A 17,968-nucleotide genomic window follows, 5' to 3' on the forward strand; every position below is an offset into this window, starting at 1 on the left:
TACTCAAGGACGACACCCGAGACTTTCACGGGTAGAGACCCCACTCTGAGGGTTCACACCATCGGCAGAGCTACACAGAGCCCTTTGTTGGGGGAGGTCGATCACTGCATCGGTGAAATCAGCACCCTCAATTTGTGCATCCGTAAAACGACTTTGCATCAACATTGCATTGGTTAAAACAGCCCCACGCAGATCGGCACCGTCAAATCGACTTGCAAAACCCACCACATCAGAAAGATTGGCATCTCGCAAATCAGCACCTTGTAATTGAGTGGTGTTGATCACGGCACCCCGAAGATCAGCACCGCTGAGGTTCACATCGCGAAGGTTGGCCTTGAGGAACTCCTTCTCTTTAAGATCCATTCCATGCATGTCTTCTGTAATCCCCTGATAAGAGCTGCTGCCGCGCAACTCAGGAGCCGTAATCGCGGCGACAGAATCAGTCCAGAACAGTGTGGTGAAAACAATCAACACAGCCGCCAGAATTGAGACTGGGCGGAAGAAAGCTTGCATCTGGACGGGTAGCTTGATCGCTCACGTTATGGCAGTTCCCAACTGAGCGTCGCTTATGGCCATGAGCCTTCGGGTGGTGGTGCCCCCGCATCCACTGATCGGTCACTGGCTCACGATGCTGCGGCACCGCGAGACCCCGCCAGCGTTGTACGCAACTGCGATGCAAGAGCTGGGTCGCTGGCTCACCTATGAGGCGCTTCGTGATTGGTTGCCGCATCGTCGCGAACCCATTCCCACAGCCAATGGAGACACCGAAGGACTCGTGGTGGAGTCGAGAGCTCCCCTCTTAGCCATGCCTGTAATGCCTGGGGGTTTGGAGTTATGGCAAGGAGGACGACAGGTCCTCCCCGAGGCATCCCTTTGCCTAAACGGCGTTCCTGACAGCATCGAAACCAACGCAGGGTTGGTGATCTTTATCGATCAAATCACCGATGGACATGCGGTACTACAGCTGCTGCAAGACCTGCAGCAACAAGGGGTAAGTGGCAATCGGATTCGCTTGGTTACGGCTCTCTGTGCCAACCCTGGATTGAAAACCCTGGGAGAAGCCGTTCCGGACCTCACGATTTACACCACTTGCATCGATGAGGGGCTCGACGCATCCGGACTCGCAATTCCAGGAATTGGTGACCCTCTGCAAAGGCTCAACCTCAGGTTGAAGGGCCGTGTCTAGATTTAAAAAATAGTTTTTCAAACCAATTGTTTCGGCCATGGTGCAGAACCACGACAGCGGCTCAGGCACATTCACATCGTTGGTTACAGGAGCCGTCATCGGTGCAGCGGGTCTTGCCTGGTGGTTACTGAACGAAGCCGATCGTCGTCGTCGTATCGGTGGACAAAAAGCAATGCTCTACGTCCCCCGAATGCAAGACGGATCAGAGGTTTATGAAAGCTCCGATAATGGTCATCTCGAAGAACGGGTTGAAAAACTCAACGCCGAAATCGCCCGCGTTCGCGCTCAACTTGAGGGTCTCGGGACTAACGACTGAGTCGTCAGTAGGTTGGCGAGAAAGCTGAAGGCCCAGTTCGCGCCATGCTCAGATCCGACGCCGTTACCAAAGGGATTCAGCGATCCCCCAACCGCGCCATGCTCCGGGCCGTTGGTTTTGGTGATGCTGATTTCGGCAAACCGATCCTGGGAATCGCCAACGGCTACAGCACGATTACGCCCTGCAACATCGGGCTTGATGTTTTAGCGAAACGTGCCGAAGAAGCAGCACGTCTGGCTGGAGGTATGCCGCAAATGTTTGGCACCATCACGGTGAGTGATGGAATCTCGATGGGGACTGAAGGGATGAAATATTCCCTTGTCAGCCGCGAAGTCATCGCCGATGCCATCGAAACGGCCTGTAACGGTCAGAGCATGGATGGGGTCTTGGCCGTTGGTGGCTGCGACAAAAATATGCCTGGTGCGATGTTGGCCATGGCACGGATGAATATCCCCTCCGTGTTTGTTTATGGGGGAACGATCAAGCCGGGAAAACTTGGCGGCTGTGATCTCACTGTGGTGAGTGCCTTTGAAGCCGTGGGTCAAATCACCAGCGGCAAAATCGATGAAGAACAACTCACAGCGGTAGAAAAGAACGCCTGCCCTGGTGCTGGTAGTTGCGGCGGCATGTTTACCGCCAACACGATGAGTGCCGCCATCGAAACAATGGGGTTAAGCCTCCCCTACAGCTCCACCATGGCAGCGGAGGACCAGGAAAAAGCGGATAGCGCTGCTCGATCAGCAGAGGTGTTAGTCGATGCCGTGAAAGCCAACATCAGACCATTAGATCTCCTCACAACAGAAGCATTCGAAAATGCCATCAGCGTGATCATGGCGGTTGGTGGCTCAACCAATGCTGTTTTGCACTTACTGGCGATTGCTCGCACTGCTGGGGTTGATTTGAGCATCGACGACTTTGAACGCATTCGTCAGCGCGTTCCAGTGATTTGCGATCTCAAACCAAGCGGTCGTTTCGTCACCGTTGATCTCCACAACGCCGGAGGAATCCCTCAAGTGATGAAGTTGCTTCTTGATGCCGGATTGCTCCACGGCGATTGTCAAACAGTGGAAGGGAAAAGCCTCAACGAATTGTTGGCAGATGTGCCGTCAGAGCCGCCTGCAGATCAGGAGGTGATCCGACCTTTAACAAATCCGATGTACAGCAAGGGACACCTCGCCATCCTCAAAGGGAACTTGGCCATCGAGGGGAGTGTGGCCAAGATCAGCGGTGTTAAAACCCCTGTGCTGACAGGTCCGGCTCGGGTTTTTGAAAGTGAGGAAGACTGTTTGGCTTCCATCCTCGAGAAAAAGATCAACGCGGGAGACGTCGTTGTGATCCGCTACGAAGGGCCTGTCGGTGGACCGGGCATGCGCGAAATGTTGGCACCCACCTCAGCCATCGTCGGCCAGGGACTCGGCGACAAAGTGGCGTTAATCACCGATGGACGATTCAGCGGCGGCACCTACGGACTCGTGGTGGGTCACGTTGCTCCAGAAGCTGCTGTTGGTGGAACGATTGGCCTTGTGCAAGAGGGAGACAGCATCACCGTGGATGCCAATCAACTCCTGCTGCAGCTCAACGTTGACGAAACCGAGTTAGCCAAACGGCGAGCAGCATGGTCGAAACCGAAACCTCGCTATACCACTGGCATTTTGGGTAAATATGCCCGACTCGTTTCCACATCCAGCAAAGGGGCTGTCACCGATCAACCGGATTAATTAACTGGGTTGCAGAAGGGAATGCAAACGGCGTCCAAGCGCTTCGAGGGGGCCTGCGTCCTGGGGTGCTGAGAGCCGTTGGCCATTTTCGCCATGCATCCAAACGGGATGACGGCCCTGCCAAAGCATCGGCCGTTCCGGCTGGTCCCACCAACTCAGCATCAAATTGATATCGACTCCGCTGCGATAGATCTCTAGCTCTAAGTCTCGTTCAGGGCAGCGCTCTCCCTGGGGATCGCGGCACTCAATCCGCACATTCAGCTCATCCAGAACAGCGGGAGCGGAGGGGTCGATGGGCACAACCGCATGGACCCACGGCTTGAGGCACACATCTGCCGACTTCGCAATCAGCATCAAAAGATCCATGGCGTTAAGGCAGCGCTCGGATCGAACGAATTAAGAGGCGAATCTCCCCTGGCCTGAAACCAGGATTGAGCGCACCAGCATCGCCAAACTTGGAGTGGAGCACCTGCAAACGCGTAATGCCGCCGGTATCAAATTTCAGTGGCAGCCCTACAGGTTTGGCACGGATGGTGGGACGTAAATTAGAAAAGGGAATCGTGAGGCGGGTTGTTCCTTCAGCTTGCGTTGGAACATCAATCACCCAACGCACACCACCAGGGATTAATTCGGTGAGTCCCATGGCACCATCTCTGCAACCAAGGGCAATTTTGAGAGTGCGACCTTCACCATCGACATCAATCTGAAGGGCAGAGTATGGGGAGAGGTCGAGGGGAGGCTGCAAGCGCGGTGATCGGCAACTGACGAAACCACCCCCCGCTTCGACGAGCTGGCCTTCAAGCAGAAGACCATCGGTAGTGCTTCGACACCCCGCCCGGGAATTTCCTCCCATGATGGTGTCGTTCAAACTTGCCCATTCAGCGAAATCGCTGCCTTGGAATAAAACGTGTTCAGAGGCCGGCGGTTGCATCCTGATCCGCAATGATCAGCACATCACTAGCAGGTTGAACCAGTCGAGCGGGAGTGCGCTCTGAAGATTCCGTTGAATCCAAGAGTCGTCGAAGCGCTTCTTGTTTGTTGGCACCACTCACCAGGAAGATCACTTGGCGTGCAGCGCTGAGCACTGGTGCGGTGAGGGTGATGCGGTCAAGACCCTTGCCCCGTCCGACGGTTGCCCAATGGTCGGTCACGCCTGGGGCTTCCGTACCTGGAAAGAGGGAAGCGGTGTGGCCATCATCGCCAAGGCCCAACAACATCACATCAAAGATGGGCGGGTTAGCCGGACACAGTCGCGACACCAAATCGGCCATGGCCACGGCACTGGCCTCAGCATTTTCGAGCTCCACAGTGGGCACCGGATGGAAGGCCGCCACAGAGGCAGGCCCCTCCGCCAGCAATGTTCTTCGAAGCATGCGGGCATTGCTGGAGTCGTCGTTGGCTGAAACCCAACGTTCATCTCCAAGAACAACATCAACCCTGTCCCAAGGCAGATGTTCTTGCCCGAGCAACGCATACGCTTTGCTCGGGGTTGATCCACCCGATAGAGCAATCTGACAACGATCCCGTTGATCGAGAGTCAGAGAAATCTGAGCAGCAATGGTCTGAGAGGCCTGACGAGCCAGGTCCTGGGAATCACTGGCTCGAACAACGCGGTAGTTCGTCATCGATGAACCGCTCAATCCAACCACTCGGTGTGGAAGCTCCCCTCTTCATCAACCCTCTTGTAGGTATGGGAGCCAAAGCAGTCGCGCATGGCCTGCACAAGGTTTTGGGGCAACCGACCTGTGCGGTAGCTGTTGATGTAGTCGAGGGTGCTGCTGAAACAAGGCACAGGGATACCCGCTTCAGCAGCACCAGCCACAACCTGCGCTAAACCAGGCAACCGACGGTTGACTTGATCGGCAAACCAAGGATCCACCATCAAATTCTCAAGCTGGGGGTCGGCGCTAAACGCGTTTTGGATGCGCTTCAACAGGCGCGAGCGAATGATGCAACCACCTTTCCAAATCTGAGCGATGGACGGCATATCCAAGCCGTAATCAAGATCGTTGGAAGCAATGCGCAAAAGCTCCATACCTTGGGCATAGCTGGCCACACAGCTCAAAACAACGGCATCCATCAATGGAGACATTGCATCGGACGGCTGGCCAAGATCAAAATCTTTGACCGACGGACCCTTCAGCACCTCCTCAGCCTTCACGCGTTGGGGCTTCATTGAACTCATCACCCGTCCATTTAAGGAGGCATAAATCGTGGGGACCGAAGCGCCCATCTGCAAGGCAGTCACCACAGTCCAAAGACCGGTGCCTTTTTGTCCGGCCTGATCCATGATCTTTTCAACCAAGTCGCCGCCATCCTTGGGATCTTTGGTGCGCAAGCAAACCTCGGTGATTTCCACCAAGTACGACGCCAGCTCTTCTGTGGAATTCCACTGGCCAAGAACATCAGCCATTTGGTCGCCATTCATTCCTTTGACCCGCTTCATCAGGTCGTAGGCCTCGGCCAAAATCTGTTCAATTCCGTACTCAATGCCGTTGTGAACGGTTTTCACCAAGTGACCTGAACCGCCAGGGCCGATGTAGGTGACGCACGGCCCATCTTCAACCTGAGCGGCCATTTTGGTCACAAGGCTCTCAATCGCGTCGTAGGACGCTTTTGTTCCACCTGGCATCATGCTGGGTCCTTCGAGGGCCCCCTTGGCACCGCCGGAAACACCCATACCGATGAAGCCAAAGCTCTTGCTTTCCAGCTGCTTCACACGGCGTTCGGTGTCTTGATAATCGGAGTTGCCACCATCAATTAAGAGGTCACCCTCATCCAACAAAGGGGAAAGCTGGTCAACAACGGCGTCTACAGCAGGACCCGCCTTCACCATCATCAAAATTCGACGTGGACGTTCAAGTTTTTCGACGAAATCTTGAAGATCAGTCGCGCCTTGAATGTTTTTACCGGCGCCTTGGCCCTTTAAAAAATCCTCGGTTTTGGAATACGTGCGGTTGTATACAACGCTTGAAAAACCATTGCGCTCAGCATTAAGGACGAGATTTTCGCCCATAACACCGAGACCGATTAAACCGAAGTGGGACTTGGTCATGCTCTGAGAGCCGTCGACGACTGATGCCAGTGTGAGCATCTAGACGGCGGTCCGCTGCACATTCAGAGGGTTGTGTCAGGGATGGAGGATGGATGTCCTTCAGCTCCAGATCACAACATCGGGATCAAATCACGGTTCCATCCTGGATCGTGGCGTTCTTCTGAACAACGACAATTCCATTACGGATGTAGAAGCCGAGGTCGGACCGATCAGCCTCCTCCACATGATCTTTGTTGATGATCGAAACGTTTGAACCGATACGCGTGTTTTTGTCGAGAATTGCCCGCTTTACAGTTGTGCCAGGGCCCACACCAACAGGAATTCCCCCCTGCTGACGGATAGTTTCACGTTCCTCATTCGATTCAAAGAAATCAGCGCCCATCACCAGAGTGTCTTGCAACACAACGTCGGTTTCAACACGGCTCCGGACCCCTAATACACAGTGATTAATGCTGCATGATTTGAGGATAGAACCTTCACCAATAATAGAATTAACGATTTGAGCATCAACTAACTTACTAGGGGGTAAATAGCGTGGACGGGTATAAATAGGAAACTTTTCGTCGTAAAAACTAAATGGTGGGGTGGGTTGCTGAGTTAAGGCAAGATTGGCCTCATAGAAAGCACCAATGGTTCCAATATCTTCCCAGTAATCATCAAAGACATAACTTTGAAGCTTGTCCCCACGCTTCAGCGCCTCGGGAATAATTTCTTTTCCAAAATCTTTGTGGCCTGGATGCTTGTCAAGCAGGTCAAATAGGGTGTCGCGACTGAACACGTAAATCCCCATTGATGCCAAATAGGGACGCTCCTGAGCAGATTCGGGAGTCAAGCCAAATCGGGATGTATCGACAGCCATCTCCCGCAGGGAGTCCCCTTTGGGCTTCTCACGGAACTCTTGAATATTTCCATCACTATCCGTGCGCATTAATCCAAACGATTCAGCCTGCTTCGCATCAACGGGAAGAGCGGCAACGGTGAGATTGGCACCTGTGCGTCTGTGATGTTCAAGGAACAAGCTGTAATCCATCCGGTACAGCTGATCACCGGACAGGATTAAATACTCGTCAACATCCCATTCCTGAAAAAGCCACTGATATTTACGAACAGCATCGGCAGTTCCCTCGAACCAAGAAGGGCTATCGGGAGTTTGTTGAGCGGCAAGCACTTCAACAAAACCTCCACCGAAGGAATTAGAGAGATTAAATGTTTGGCTTAAATGACGATTCAGCGATGCGCTGTTGAACTGCGTCATCACGTACATCTTGTGGATGTCGGAGTTGATGCAGTTACTAATGGGGATATCGATCAGTCGATATTTACCTGCCAGAGGAACTGCAGGCTTCGCCCGCATCTTGGTAAGGGGATAGAGGCGGGTACCAGCACCGCCGCCAAGAATAATCGCCAGAACTCTCTTCATGCCGCTACCCAAATCGGCGTTGCCGCAAGAACTTACCGGAGAATTCCTTCTGAAAACCAACCTGGAGCACGAATCGGACGAGATTGCTGGGAATCAACTCTGGACAGCCCCAGTTCATGAGTCAGGAAGGGTCTAGATCAAAGAGTCGCTCGACGGCACGAAGCGCCTGTTGGCGCTCGCTACGGGCTTGTGAAGCCCTCAATTTGGTCACAGGGGTGTGGAGAATTTTGTTGATGATGCCTTTGCTTAAAGCCTCAACAACCTTGCGCTCACGCGCTGAAAAGTCTGGTCCCATACGGCTCAGTGCTTTTTGCAATTCCTCAGTGCGAATCGTTTCCATCGACGACCGCAATTGATTGATGGTGGGAACCGCCTCAAGGCTGTCCCACCAGTCGAGGAACTGTTGAGCTTCATCCTGGAGCAGATGCTCAGCCTCACGGGCGATGGCCTGCCGCGCTTCCTGGTTGCGTGCAACAACCTCTTCGAGATCATCAACATCGTGGGATTCAACGCCATCAACGGTCGCTGCATCGGCAGCAACGTTGCGGGGCACACCAATATCAATTAAGCGAAGCTGACTGCGTCGATTGAGGGGCTTGAGTCGCGATGCATCAATAATTGGATCTTCAGCAGCCGTGCTGGTGAAGACAAGAGAGGATGTGCTGAGAAAGGTGTTGAGGTCAGTTAGGGGCCTGCACTCAACAGATAAATCCGGGAAATCGTTGGCGAGACGCTCAGCAGTTTCAACGGTTCGATTAACAAGAACAACGCCTGATGCGCCCTTCGCTTGAAGGTGCTGCAAAAGTAGTCGACTCATCCGACCTGCCCCCACAACAGCGATCTGCTCACTTTCAAGGCTGACCAAGTCGTCAACGCCGCGAGACTGACCCAACTTGAGTTGTGCGAGTTCAACGGCCGCCGAACTGATGGATACGGCACCAGTTCCTAAATTCGTTTCGCTGCGAACTTTTTTTCCAGTCGTAACCGCTTGTGTGAGCAATCGATTCAAGATCGGGCCCAGGGATTTATGTTCCTGCCCAAGCCGCATCATCTTTTTAACCTGGGAAAGGATTTGACCTTCTCCCAGAACAAGACTGTCTAAACCGGCAGCAACTCGTAGCAAATGATCAACCGCATCTTGATGATGAAAGTTGAATAAATGAGGAGACAATTCTCCAGTTTGCAAACCAGAGTGGTTGCTCAAAAATTCATTGACAGCTCCCACACCAAGTTCAGGGTGGCGAACCAAGGTATAGATCTCAAGACGATTGCAGGTGCTGAGGATTGACGCCTCAAGCACCTGGTCGTTTCCCCGAAGGGTTTTGAGAGACATTTCCATGCTCTGCTCAGGAATACTGAGCCTTTCCCGGATTTCCACCGGAGCCGTGCGATGACTGAGGCCGACGACGGCTATATGCATGGAAATGATCCTCTCAACCGTGTTGGACGATTAGTTCAAAGCGATGCTTTGAGCTCCATCCTTCATGTGGATGGTGGTGGTGAAACTGCAGGTGTTGTTCATGTTGCTGATGACCAAGCTGCTCGTGCGTGTGCAATCGGCTTCGAACTTGACGCCGTTGAAGAGAAGCCCGTCAGTGATGCCACTGCCAGCAAAAACAACATGTTCGCCGCAAGCGAGCTCCGAGGCTTCGTACACCTTATCTGGGTCAGTGATGCCCATTTCAGCAAGACGCTGCAAGTTGCCTTCCTTCGTCATGTCTGCCCACTCAGAGGTTTGAGCAATGGCAGGGTCATACACCAGCTGTCCTTGGAAGTGACCACCCAACGCGCGCATGGCAGCAGCGGAAATCACACCTTCGGGGGCGGCTCCAATACCCATCAAGCAATGGGTACCTGTACCAGCAAAACCACAGGCAATCGCCGCTTGAACGTCTCCATCGGAGATCGGCTGAATCCGAGCACCGGTGGCACGAATTTCAGCAATCAAATCCTTATGACGGGCGCGATCCATCACAACGATGGTGAGCTCATCAGGAGCAAGACCTAAGCACTCGCTAAGGATTTTGATGTTTTCGGTGGCTGATTTACGGATATCAACCTTTCCCTTCGCAGCCGGAGGTGCTGCGAGTTTCTTCATGTAGAAGTCGGGTGCATTGAACAGACCACCACGGTCGGAAGCAGCCAAAACTGCCATCGAGCCACGTTGGCTGTAGGCACAAAGGTTGGTGCCTTCGCAGGGATCCACTGCGAAATCAACGCCAGGGCCGTTGCCCGTTCCAACTTCTTCTCCGATGTAAAGCATGGGAGCTTCGTCGCGCTCACCCTCGCCAATCACGATCTTGCCTTGCATGTTGATCTGATTCATGCGCTTACGCATGGCATCAACTGCAAGAGCATCAGCCTCGTCTTTCAGGCCTTTGCCGGAGAGCGTGGCGGAAGCAATGGCGGCCTGCTCGACGATCTCGAGAATTTCCTGAATAAGCGACTGATCCACGGGACTCCGGATAATGAGGTTAATTGGGCTAGCGAGGCGTGCTGACAGGGCAGTTGGCCCATGCCGCAGTCGATCTCGGCTTAGAAGCGCGGCTCACTGTATCAGCGATACCCCAGTCTCAGCAGAGAGGAGAAGCCTCAAAAAAAAACTCAACGCACTTTTGCCTTGCGAGTGAAACGAATAGCGAGTCAGCAGGCCACCCCCGGGGAGAGATTTAAAAGAATTGGAGAGATCCCAGGGTGATTCCAATCTCCACAAGAAATTCGACAATGACTTGCAATATTGACCAAAGAAATCAAGCTAAAAAGAGCACACAAAGCCAGGTTAATCGCCCTAAAAGACATTAAAAACAATCACACACAAATCAATAGACCGATCAGCTTGATAGCGCAAAAGATTGCAGACCTTCCCCAAACGAAAGCATCAGGCAAATCAAGCTTATTAAATTTTAATCCCTATATATTAAGGCTTAGAACATAATCAAAGAGCAAAATATATCCATGCAGGTAATGCAAAAGGCATGAATAGTTTTCGTCAAAAAGAGAAGTCAGCAATCAGAATCTGATCCTGATGCATAAACAAATGAGGATATAAACACAATAAAGTCATAAGAACCACGGCTGAATGATCGTCTCAAAACGACGAGCAAACCAACCTCACCCATCGTGGTTTGATCGAAAACAGACCTTATCGCAGCAGGGGCAAGACGGCGACAGCAAGCCAGAAACATGCCTTAGTAATCGATGTAACATTGCTGGGTCAAACCGTTAGCGCTGCGATGTCCGCCAAAAGTCTTGTCGTCTCTCCATCAATTCTCTCAGCCGATTTTTCGAAACTCGGTGCTGAGGTGGAGGCCGTCGACAAGGCAGGTGCTGACTGGATTCACGTTGATGTGATGGATGGTCGCTTTGTGCCCAACATCACCATCGGTCCATTGATCGTTGAGGCTCTTCGCCCTGTGACACAGAAGCCCCTCGATGTTCACTTGATGATTGTGGAGCCTGAAAAATACGTACCGGATTTTGCCAAGGCTGGAGCAGACATTATTTCTGTTCAGGTCGAGGCATGTCCTCACCTTCATCGCAACCTGGGCCAGATCAAAGATCTTGGCAAGAAAGCCGGTGCCGTACTGAACCCTGGAACCCCACTCGACACACTGGACTATTGCCTGGAGCTTTGTGATTTGGTGCTCATCATGAGCGTCAACCCAGGTTTTGGCGGACAAAGTTTTATCGAGAATCAGGTGCAGAAAATCAGCGATCTACGCAAGATGTGCGATGCACGGGGATTAGATCCTTGGATTGAAGTCGACGGCGGCATCAAAGGATCGAATGCATGGAAAGTAATCGAAGCTGGTGCCAATGCAATTGTTTCTGGCTCCGGTGTATTCAACCAACCCGATTACGCCAAGGCGATCGAGGGCATTCGTACGAGCAAGCGTTAATCGCAGCACTCACCCTAAAGAGAACACATTCGTTCTGCCCTATTGATCTAGGGCAGAACGACACATCTTTCGACGAATGCCCATACGGTTTGAAAGAGATATTGCCGAAATCCAACAATCGACTTGGCTAGGACTGCACAGAGCCTTGGTCGAGCAAGTCAATCAAACTTTTCAATTCGATCACTTAAAGCCACTTCTCGTTCTTCTGGATACCAATACACGAAAAAGATTCAGCTCAACTTAAAAGAATCGAATCAAACTTAGTATCTATTGTTTATCAATTCCATGCATGGCTCCGGAGCTTGAGCCACAAAATTGCATATAAATCTTTGACCATTAGCCATACTTTTCCATGAATGCATCGAGAGTATAATATTCTGAATCTGTTGATGTTTCCTTGATCAGCTCAGGCAAAGTTTTGCTCAACATGGCATTACGATAGTCGACATAATTCAAATCAGATGCTGGATCAAAAGTTTCCTGGGTAAATAGAGCTTTATATTCATTGCACAATGCTTCAATTATTTGCTCCTTCGCGTAGATCATTTCACTTTAAATTACCACAGCATAGTTCAAGTCTATAGTGAAAACAAATTATCTTCAACATTGCTTAGCCAACAGTTTAATGCTCGGGAATTATTCAGCTAGAAATTATAGTAGCTCGCGCAAGTATCGCGCAGGTTGACACAATAAAATCGAAACCCACAAAACCTGGCATCAGCTCGTAACAAAGTGCATCGAGAAACACACAAGTAAGGATTTAGAATAGGTTTTTTTCACCCCACTAATGCAGTCAGAACATTCAGTCAGAGAATTTTAATTGTAGAAAACATAAATATACTGACAATATAGATAACTCCAAAATACCATATTAAAAGGATTAAGCTGCTCGATCAATTATTAAAAGAACCATCCATAACTATGTAAACCAATACCTAGCAAATTAACGCCGATATAGCAAACGGCAATCACTATCAAGCCAACCACTGCCACAAGCGCAGGCCGTCGACCCTGCCAGCCGCGACTCAAACGGGTATGCAAATAAGCGGCATAGACCAACCAACAAATCAAAGCCCAAGTTTCCTTTGGATCCCAACTCCAATAACTACCCCAGGCTTCATTTGCCCAAACAGCACCACTAATGATTCCAACAGTGAGCATTAAAAAGCCAACCGTTATTGTGCGATAACTCAAGCTATCTAGCTGCTCATTGGTGCTGATCTCGAGAGATTGAAGCTCCAAGAAACCTGAATCAGGAGTTGTGACTGCTTGGCGAAATCCACCGCTTCCAATCGAACTACTTCGAAGCTGCAAAGCTTCGCCTCGATCCATCACCAAGACGGCCAAGGACAGCAACGATCCCACTAACAGTGCGGCATAGCTCACCATGATCACGCTGACATGCATGACCAACCAACTCGAGCGCAAAGCGGGCACCAATGGGGCCGCCGACTGCAATTGATCAGGCAGTGCAAAGCTCGCAAAAGCGATGCAACCCAATCCCATCGGCGTAGCGGCAGCAGCAACGATGGGTGATGGCCAGGCACGCTCAACAAGCAACTGAGTGAGGGTGCATGCCCAGGCAAGGAAACAGAGCGATTCGTACAGGTTGCTGATAGGGAAATGACCCGACTGCCACCAGCGGAGTACAAGTTGAGCCGTGAGCAAAAGGTTCGCGACCGCAACCAACAAGCGAACAACACCGGGCCTGGAGTCGCTGGATACCGACCAGAAGGCAATCGGCAGGGCAATCAACAGAAGAACAAAAGCCGCAAACCCAAGGCTCGTTACTAGTTCAAACGGAGCGTTCAACAAACCAAATCAAGGGGTGATAGGGAGTCTGGCGCGGAGCGCTAACGACTGGCCTGGCGCAAAAGCAAGCCACCAGCTCCAAGGGAGATCAGAACCGGAAGCCAAGCGGCCAAAAACGGTGGAAGAATTCCACTCACGCCTAATGAACTAAAACTAACGCTCAGAGCGTAATAACCAAGAATCAGAAGGATACTGACACCAAATCCCTGACTTCGACTGGTGCGAGATCCAGGCCGTGCACCAAGACTGCTGCCAATCAAACCAAAGACGATGCATGCCATTGGAAATGAGAATTTTTCTTGGATGCGGACTCTTAACTTTCGGGCCGCTTTAATATTTCCTGCATTCGATTCAACTTTTTCTGCCGATATTGCTTGAGATAAAGTCATATCATTGGCATCATCTGGCAATTCTGCGACTTGAAGAGGGCCGGAGCTTAGAGGATAAAAGTTTTCATCGAATGCTAACCGGGTCGTACTTCCGTTTGGATTCAGAGTTAGAACCTGCCCATTAAAGAATTCCCACATAGCCTTCGATTCGTTATAAACAGCACGCTCAGCAATCCACATCTGGCGATAATCAGCGCGTGAAAAGTCGAGAAGTGTAACATCCAACATCTCTCCACCTTCGTAACGTCTTGCATAAAATAGTTGACGCAAACCAGTTGAACTTGTTTGAGTTTTTGGATCGTAAATTTTGCCAAAACTATTGAAGGTAATATCTTTTCCTCTTTCAGTAGCAAGGGCTCGGCCAAGACCTCGCTGCAACGTTATTTCAGCCTGGGTATTGGCCCTTGGAACAATGACATCATTAAAAACAAAAGTAAGACCTGTTAAAAGTATCGATAGAGCAAGCGCGGGAACAACCAAGCGTATTGTTGATACACCAAGGCTACGAAGTGCCGTGAGCTCACTGTTCGATGACAACTTGCTGTAAGCAAGCAGTGTTGCAAACAAGGTCGCCATCGGTAGTGAGAGGACTAAAAAACTTGGAATATTGAGCAGAAGCAGCTGTAACGCCACCAAGATCGGCAAACCATCAACAAGACGTCTTGCAAGCTCAAACATCACTCCAATGGAGAGCCCCAACACCGTAAAAGCAGCAACGGCAAACAGAAGGGGGGCAGCGATCTCAGCAAGCAACCATCGGTCCAGGAGAGATAGTTTGTGAATCCAACGGCTAAAGGTTCTAATCACAACTGAAAGTCCTCGCCAAGGTAATAGCGACGTACCAACGGATCTTTAGAGACATGCTCAGCCCGACCTGACGCCAAAATTGCACCATCATTGAGGATTGTTGCTCGATCAGTGATCGCCAGCGTTTCCCTCACGTTGTGATCCGTGATCAAAATTCCCATGCCCCGTTGCCGCAACGATTGAATCAAGATCTGCAGATCAGCAACAGCCAAAGGATCAACACCGGCAAAAGGTTCGTCTAGAAGAAGATATTGAGGACCATCACGGCCAACTGCTAATGCCCTTGCGACTTCGCAGCGTCGGCGTTCACCACCGGATAGTTGGAAACCACGACGATCAATGAACTCACTCAGGTGAAACTCATCAATGAGTTGGTTGCGTCGATCACGACGATCTTTAGTCGTTAAGTCTGTTTGATCAAGGGCAAGATCAAGATTTTGACGAACAGTGAGTTGTCGAAAAACACTCGCCTCCTGTGGCAAATAACCGATACCGCATCTCGCGCGTTCGGGCATGGATAGCTCAGTGACATCCTGTCCATCCAACAGAACCTGACCAACGTCGGGACGAAGCAATCCAATAACAAGATTGAACGTGGTTGTTTTACCAGCCCCATTCGGACCAAGCAGACCAACAACCTCTCCCGGAGAGAGGTCGATGTTGACGGACTTAACCAGCTGCCGTCCACCCAAAGAGATGGAGATATTTTGGAGCTCCAGACTCATGGAATTACAGGGGTGGAATCATCATCATTACCACCAAAACTCCATTGACTGAACACCTGTTGATCCTCAGATGGCGTCGCCAGTGCTCGTTCGTCGGCTAAGGAATAAACAATCTTATCGGCTTGAAGTAAGTCGCCATTCTTTTGCACTATATCGACATCTCCACTCAAGACAATTCGCTCCTCTTTCATAAAATATTGAGCCTGACGACCTGTGGCGACAATGCCACGATCAACATGGACAAGCCGAACATTTCCTTGAGCTGTTACAACGCCAATCGAATTGTCTGCGGTTTGCTGATCCGATTCAATCGTAATCAGTCCAGTCTCAGTTAATTGTTGAGCATTAACAATCACAGAACAAAGTGATAACAAAGCCATAAGGCTAAGTGAATAAATATTTTTTAATCGGAGCGGCCCTAAAGCGATCACGCCACATGCAGCAAGTTATCTGATTTTAACCTTCTTTCAGTCGACAACCCGCAAAACAGGGACAGTGCACAACTCGGGATCTTCATCGCATTGAAGTGAGCGAAGCCGCTGCTCAACAGAGGTACACAGACTTTTAATATCAAGACCCAAATCAGGGGTTCCTGGACGCTTTAAACGGCCGAGAGCTTCGCCAAAAAGGATCGTTGCTCCACGTCGATTGTCACGCTGCAAATGCAGTTGAGCCACAGCGACCTGAAGCACACCTTGCAAGCTTCGTCGATGGGGATCGGCCGTTTCATGCCAAAGCTCTTCAAAGACATCATGAGCGTCGTACCACTCACCATCATTGAAGAGTTCAACAGCTTTCTGAAAGCGGGGATCTGCCTGAGGCTCCTCGGCCATCAACGTTTTGCCATCTTTTTGGCAGGCAATTTGCGTAAACGAATCGACTCTGGAGTGACTTCAAGCATTTCATCGGGTCCGATGTATTCCAGTGCACGCTCCAGGGTCATCTGAATTGGAGATTGGAGAGTATCCAAGACATCGGCACCTGCGGAGCGGATATTCGTAACTTGCTTTGCCTTAGAAATATTGATTTCCATATCTTGCGGACGGGTATTTTCACCAATAATCATTCCTTTGTAGACCTTTGTGCCAGGTGTGATAAAGAACTGTCCGCGATCTTCGGCATTCTTCAATGCATAGAACGTTGCTGTTCCTTCTTCAAATGCAATCAAAACACCATTTCTACGAGTATCAAATTCGCCACACATTGGCCGATACTCAAAGAAGGAATGGCTCATAATTCCCTCACCTCTTGTGGCACGAATAAATTCGCCACGGAAACCAATTAATCCCCGTGAAGGAACAACAAACTCCAGTTGGGTTCGACCATCAGTTCCTGTTTCCATATTTTGCATTTCTGCCTTACGGGTTCCAAGCTTTTCGATACAGGATCCAACCGCAGCCTCAGGCACATCCATGACGAGGGTTTCAACTGGCTCGCACGGTGTTCCATCGATTGTGCGAAAGATCACCTGAGGTTGGGACACTTGAAACTCGAAGCCCTCCCGGCGCATCGTTTCAATCAAAATTCCCAGGTGGAGTTCTCCCCGTCCGCTGACAGCGAAGCTGTCTGGAGAGTCCGTATCTTCAACCCTTAGCGCAACGTTCGTGAGTAATTCTCGCTGCAGGCGGTCTCGGATCTGACGGCTCGTAACGAACTTTCCTTCTTTTCCAGCAAAAGGGGAATCGTTGACGACGAATGTCATCTGAAGGGTAGGTTCATCCACCTTGATCAGAGGCAAAGCCTTCGGTTCATCAGGGCAGGCGATCGTTTCGCCGATGTTGACATCATCAAAGCCAGCAACCGCAACAAGATCACCAGCGGAGGCCTCATCAATATCAACCCGTTGAAGGCCCTCAAAGCCTAATAATTTGCTAATTCTTCCCTTTTTAAGACTTCCGTCGTCCTTGATCAAGGACGCATTTTGCCCTTTGCGAATCACACCATTATGAACTCGACCAATGATGATTCGACCCAGAAAGTCTGAATAATCGAGAGTTGTAATTTGAAGCTGGAGTGGCTTGGTTACATCGCCAACTGGGGGCGGGACATGACGGAGAATCGCATCAAAGAGAGGACGCATATTCTCGCTCTCTGTTTTCATATCTGGCTTGGCAAAACCACCAAGACCGCTACCAAATAAATAGGGGAAATCACACTGGTCATCATCCGCACCCAGCTCGATAAACAGATCGAGCACCTTGTCGACGGCGGTTTCGGGATCAACCCGGGGCCGATCAATCTTGTTCACAAAGATGATCGGTCTTAAGCCCTGCTCCAGGGCTTTCTTGAGCACAAAGCGGGTTTGGGGCATCGGGCCCTCGTTGGCATCAACGATGAGCAAGCACCCGTCAACCATGCCGAGAACCCGCTCCACCTCACCACCAAAATCAGCGTGGCCAGGGGTATCAACAATGTTGATCCGCGTGTCGTTGTAAGTAACAGCTGCATTCTTCGAAAGAATGGTGATGCCGCGCTCACGCTCCAAATCGTTGGAGTCCAAAACGCACGTCGGAACAGCTTCGTTGTCGCGGAAGATTCCGGATTGCGCCAGCAGGGCGTCGACCAAGGTCGTTTTGCCATGATCAACGTGGGCGATGATCGCGATATTGCGAATCGCCTTTTGCTGGGCGCTCATACGGGA

18 protein-coding genes are annotated in these 17,968 nt (G+C 50.9%); 4 read left to right on the plus strand and 14 right to left on the minus strand.

Annotation, left to right across the window (positions count from 1 at the left end; translation table 11 throughout):
• Positions 1-3: 3 nt before the first annotated feature.
• Entirely contained in the window at positions 4-513 is a 510-nt protein-coding gene (locus SYNCC9902_RS06110; protein ID WP_011360010.1) for a pentapeptide repeat-containing protein, read from the minus strand.
• 55 nt (positions 514-568) lie between these two features.
• Here SYNCC9902_RS06110 and SYNCC9902_RS06115 point away from each other — a divergent pair, with 55 nt between their 5' ends.
• The 3 genes from SYNCC9902_RS06115 to ilvD are packed head-to-tail and all read left to right on the plus strand — an operon-like array spanning position 569 to position 3,220.
• Entirely contained in the window at positions 569-1,186 is a 618-nt protein-coding gene (locus SYNCC9902_RS06115; RefSeq protein WP_011360011.1) for a uracil phosphoribosyltransferase, read from the plus strand.
• Positions 1,187-1,223: 37 nt separating this feature from the next.
• Positions 1,224-1,502 (plus strand): hypothetical protein, encoded by a 279-nt coding sequence (locus SYNCC9902_RS06120; protein WP_011360012.1) that lies wholly within the window; start codon positions 1,224-1,226, stop codon positions 1,500-1,502.
• A gap of 44 nt (positions 1,503-1,546) precedes the next feature.
• Positions 1,547-3,220: a dihydroxy-acid dehydratase gene (ilvD, locus tag SYNCC9902_RS06125; RefSeq protein ID WP_011360013.1), complete on the plus strand. Its 1,674-nt coding sequence runs from the start codon at positions 1,547-1,549 to the stop codon at positions 3,218-3,220.
• Here ilvD and SYNCC9902_RS06130 read toward each other — a convergent pair whose 3' ends face one another.
• The 7 genes from SYNCC9902_RS06130 to glpX form a co-directional block, all read right to left on the minus strand.
• Entirely contained in the window at positions 3,221-3,586 is a 366-nt protein-coding gene (locus SYNCC9902_RS06130) for a hypothetical protein (protein WP_011360014.1), read from the minus strand.
• A 4-nt stretch (positions 3,587-3,590) separates the two neighbouring features.
• A complete protein-coding gene (locus tag SYNCC9902_RS06135) occupies positions 3,591-4,151 on the minus strand; it encodes a CIA30 family protein (protein WP_011360015.1) in 561 nt (186 codons plus the stop codon).
• Positions 4,132-4,845 carry a 6-phosphogluconolactonase gene (pgl, locus tag SYNCC9902_RS06140; protein ID WP_041425019.1) on the minus strand — a complete coding sequence of 238 codons (714 nt, stop codon included), beginning with the start codon at positions 4,843-4,845 and terminating at the stop codon, positions 4,132-4,134. The genes SYNCC9902_RS06135 and pgl overlap by 20 nt, the downstream gene beginning before the upstream one ends.
• Before the next feature lie 11 nt (positions 4,846-4,856).
• Positions 4,857-6,275 carry an NADP-dependent phosphogluconate dehydrogenase gene (gene gndA, locus SYNCC9902_RS06145; protein ID WP_041425409.1) on the minus strand — a complete coding sequence of 473 codons (1,419 nt, stop codon included), beginning with the start codon at positions 6,273-6,275 and terminating at the stop codon, positions 4,857-4,859.
• A 124-nt stretch (positions 6,276-6,399) separates the two neighbouring features.
• Complete coding sequence (locus SYNCC9902_RS06150; RefSeq protein WP_011360018.1) at positions 6,400-7,695, minus strand: glucose-1-phosphate adenylyltransferase; 1,296 nt, start codon at positions 7,693-7,695, stop codon at positions 6,400-6,402.
• 121 nt (positions 7,696-7,816) lie between these two features.
• Complete coding sequence (locus tag SYNCC9902_RS06155) at positions 7,817-9,115, minus strand: glutamyl-tRNA reductase (RefSeq protein WP_011360019.1); 1,299 nt, start codon at positions 9,113-9,115, stop codon at positions 7,817-7,819.
• A 30-nt stretch (positions 9,116-9,145) separates the two neighbouring features.
• Entirely contained in the window at positions 9,146-10,150 is a 1,005-nt protein-coding gene (gene glpX, locus SYNCC9902_RS06160) for a class II fructose-bisphosphatase (RefSeq protein WP_011360020.1), read from the minus strand.
• Between the two features lie 778 nt (positions 10,151-10,928).
• Between glpX and rpe the strand changes: the two genes are divergently transcribed.
• Positions 10,929-11,594 (plus strand): ribulose-phosphate 3-epimerase, encoded by a 666-nt coding sequence (rpe, locus tag SYNCC9902_RS06165; RefSeq protein ID WP_011360021.1) that lies wholly within the window; start codon positions 10,929-10,931, stop codon positions 11,592-11,594.
• A 900-nt stretch (positions 11,595-12,494) separates the two neighbouring features.
• Here rpe and ccsB read toward each other — a convergent pair.
• From ccsB to typA, 6 genes are read right to left on the minus strand one after another with little or no spacing between them, the layout of a single operon-like run.
• Complete coding sequence (gene ccsB, locus SYNCC9902_RS06175; protein WP_011360022.1) at positions 12,495-13,409, minus strand: c-type cytochrome biogenesis protein CcsB; 915 nt, start codon at positions 13,407-13,409, stop codon at positions 12,495-12,497.
• Between the two features lie 38 nt (positions 13,410-13,447).
• The gene (locus tag SYNCC9902_RS06180) at positions 13,448-14,602 is read right to left on the minus strand and encodes an LptF/LptG family permease (RefSeq protein WP_011360023.1); all 1,155 of its coding nucleotides are present in this window, start codon (positions 14,600-14,602) and stop codon (positions 13,448-13,450) included.
• The gene (gene lptB / locus SYNCC9902_RS06185; RefSeq protein ID WP_011360024.1) at positions 14,599-15,327 is read right to left on the minus strand and encodes an LPS export ABC transporter ATP-binding protein; all 729 of its coding nucleotides are present in this window, start codon (positions 15,325-15,327) and stop codon (positions 14,599-14,601) included. The genes SYNCC9902_RS06180 and lptB overlap by 4 nt, the downstream gene beginning before the upstream one ends.
• Positions 15,324-15,758: an LptA/OstA family protein gene (locus tag SYNCC9902_RS06190; RefSeq protein WP_369776087.1), complete on the minus strand. Its 435-nt coding sequence runs from the start codon at positions 15,756-15,758 to the stop codon at positions 15,324-15,326. The genes lptB and SYNCC9902_RS06190 overlap by 4 nt, the downstream gene beginning before the upstream one ends.
• 36 nt (positions 15,759-15,794) lie before the next feature.
• Positions 15,795-16,160, minus strand: a complete 366-nt coding sequence (locus SYNCC9902_RS06195; protein ID WP_011360026.1) for a DUF309 domain-containing protein — start codon at positions 16,158-16,160, stop codon at positions 15,795-15,797.
• Positions 16,160-17,962, minus strand: a complete 1,803-nt coding sequence (typA, locus tag SYNCC9902_RS06200) for a translational GTPase TypA (protein ID WP_011360027.1) — start codon at positions 17,960-17,962, stop codon at positions 16,160-16,162. The genes SYNCC9902_RS06195 and typA overlap by 1 nt, the downstream gene beginning before the upstream one ends.
• Between the last annotated feature and the right edge of the window lie 6 nt (positions 17,963-17,968).

It is taken from the genome of Synechococcus sp. CC9902, assembly GCF_000012505.1.
In the GTDB taxonomy this organism is placed as follows: domain Bacteria; phylum Cyanobacteriota; class Cyanobacteriia; order PCC-6307; family Cyanobiaceae; genus Parasynechococcus.

Coding starts and splice junctions, on each gene's coding strand:
- SYNCC9902_RS06120 (WP_011360012.1), top strand. CDS start 1,224: ATGGTGCAGAACCACGACAGCGGCTCAGGCACATTCACATCGTTGGTT.
- typA (WP_011360027.1), bottom strand. CDS start 17,962: ATGAGCGCCCAGCAAAAGGCGATTCGCAATATCGCGATCATCGCCCAC.
- pgl (WP_041425019.1), bottom strand. CDS start 4,845: ATGACGAACTACCGCGTTGTTCGAGCCAGTGATTCCCAGGACCTGGCT.
- rpe (WP_011360021.1), top strand. CDS start 10,929: ATGTCCGCCAAAAGTCTTGTCGTCTCTCCATCAATTCTCTCAGCCGAT.
- SYNCC9902_RS06150 (WP_011360018.1), bottom strand. CDS start 7,695: ATGAAGAGAGTTCTGGCGATTATTCTTGGCGGCGGTGCTGGTACCCGC.
- SYNCC9902_RS06135 (WP_011360015.1), bottom strand. CDS start 4,151: ATGCAACCGCCGGCCTCTGAACACGTTTTATTCCAAGGCAGCGATTTC.
- gndA (WP_041425409.1), bottom strand. CDS start 6,275: ATGACCAAGTCCCACTTCGGTTTAATCGGTCTCGGTGTTATGGGCGAA.
- SYNCC9902_RS06130 (WP_011360014.1), bottom strand. CDS start 3,586: ATGGATCTTTTGATGCTGATTGCGAAGTCGGCAGATGTGTGCCTCAAG.
- lptB (WP_011360024.1), bottom strand. CDS start 15,327: ATGAGTCTGGAGCTCCAAAATATCTCCATCTCTTTGGGTGGACGGCAG.
- SYNCC9902_RS06110 (WP_011360010.1), bottom strand. CDS start 513: ATGCAAGCTTTCTTCCGCCCAGTCTCAATTCTGGCGGCTGTGTTGATT.
- SYNCC9902_RS06115 (WP_011360011.1), top strand. CDS start 569: ATGGCCATGAGCCTTCGGGTGGTGGTGCCCCCGCATCCACTGATCGGT.
- ilvD (WP_011360013.1), top strand. CDS start 1,547: ATGCTCAGATCCGACGCCGTTACCAAAGGGATTCAGCGATCCCCCAAC.
- SYNCC9902_RS06155 (WP_011360019.1), bottom strand. CDS start 9,115: ATGCATATAGCCGTCGTCGGCCTCAGTCATCGCACGGCTCCGGTGGAA.
- SYNCC9902_RS06195 (WP_011360026.1), bottom strand. CDS start 16,160: ATGGCCGAGGAGCCTCAGGCAGATCCCCGCTTTCAGAAAGCTGTTGAA.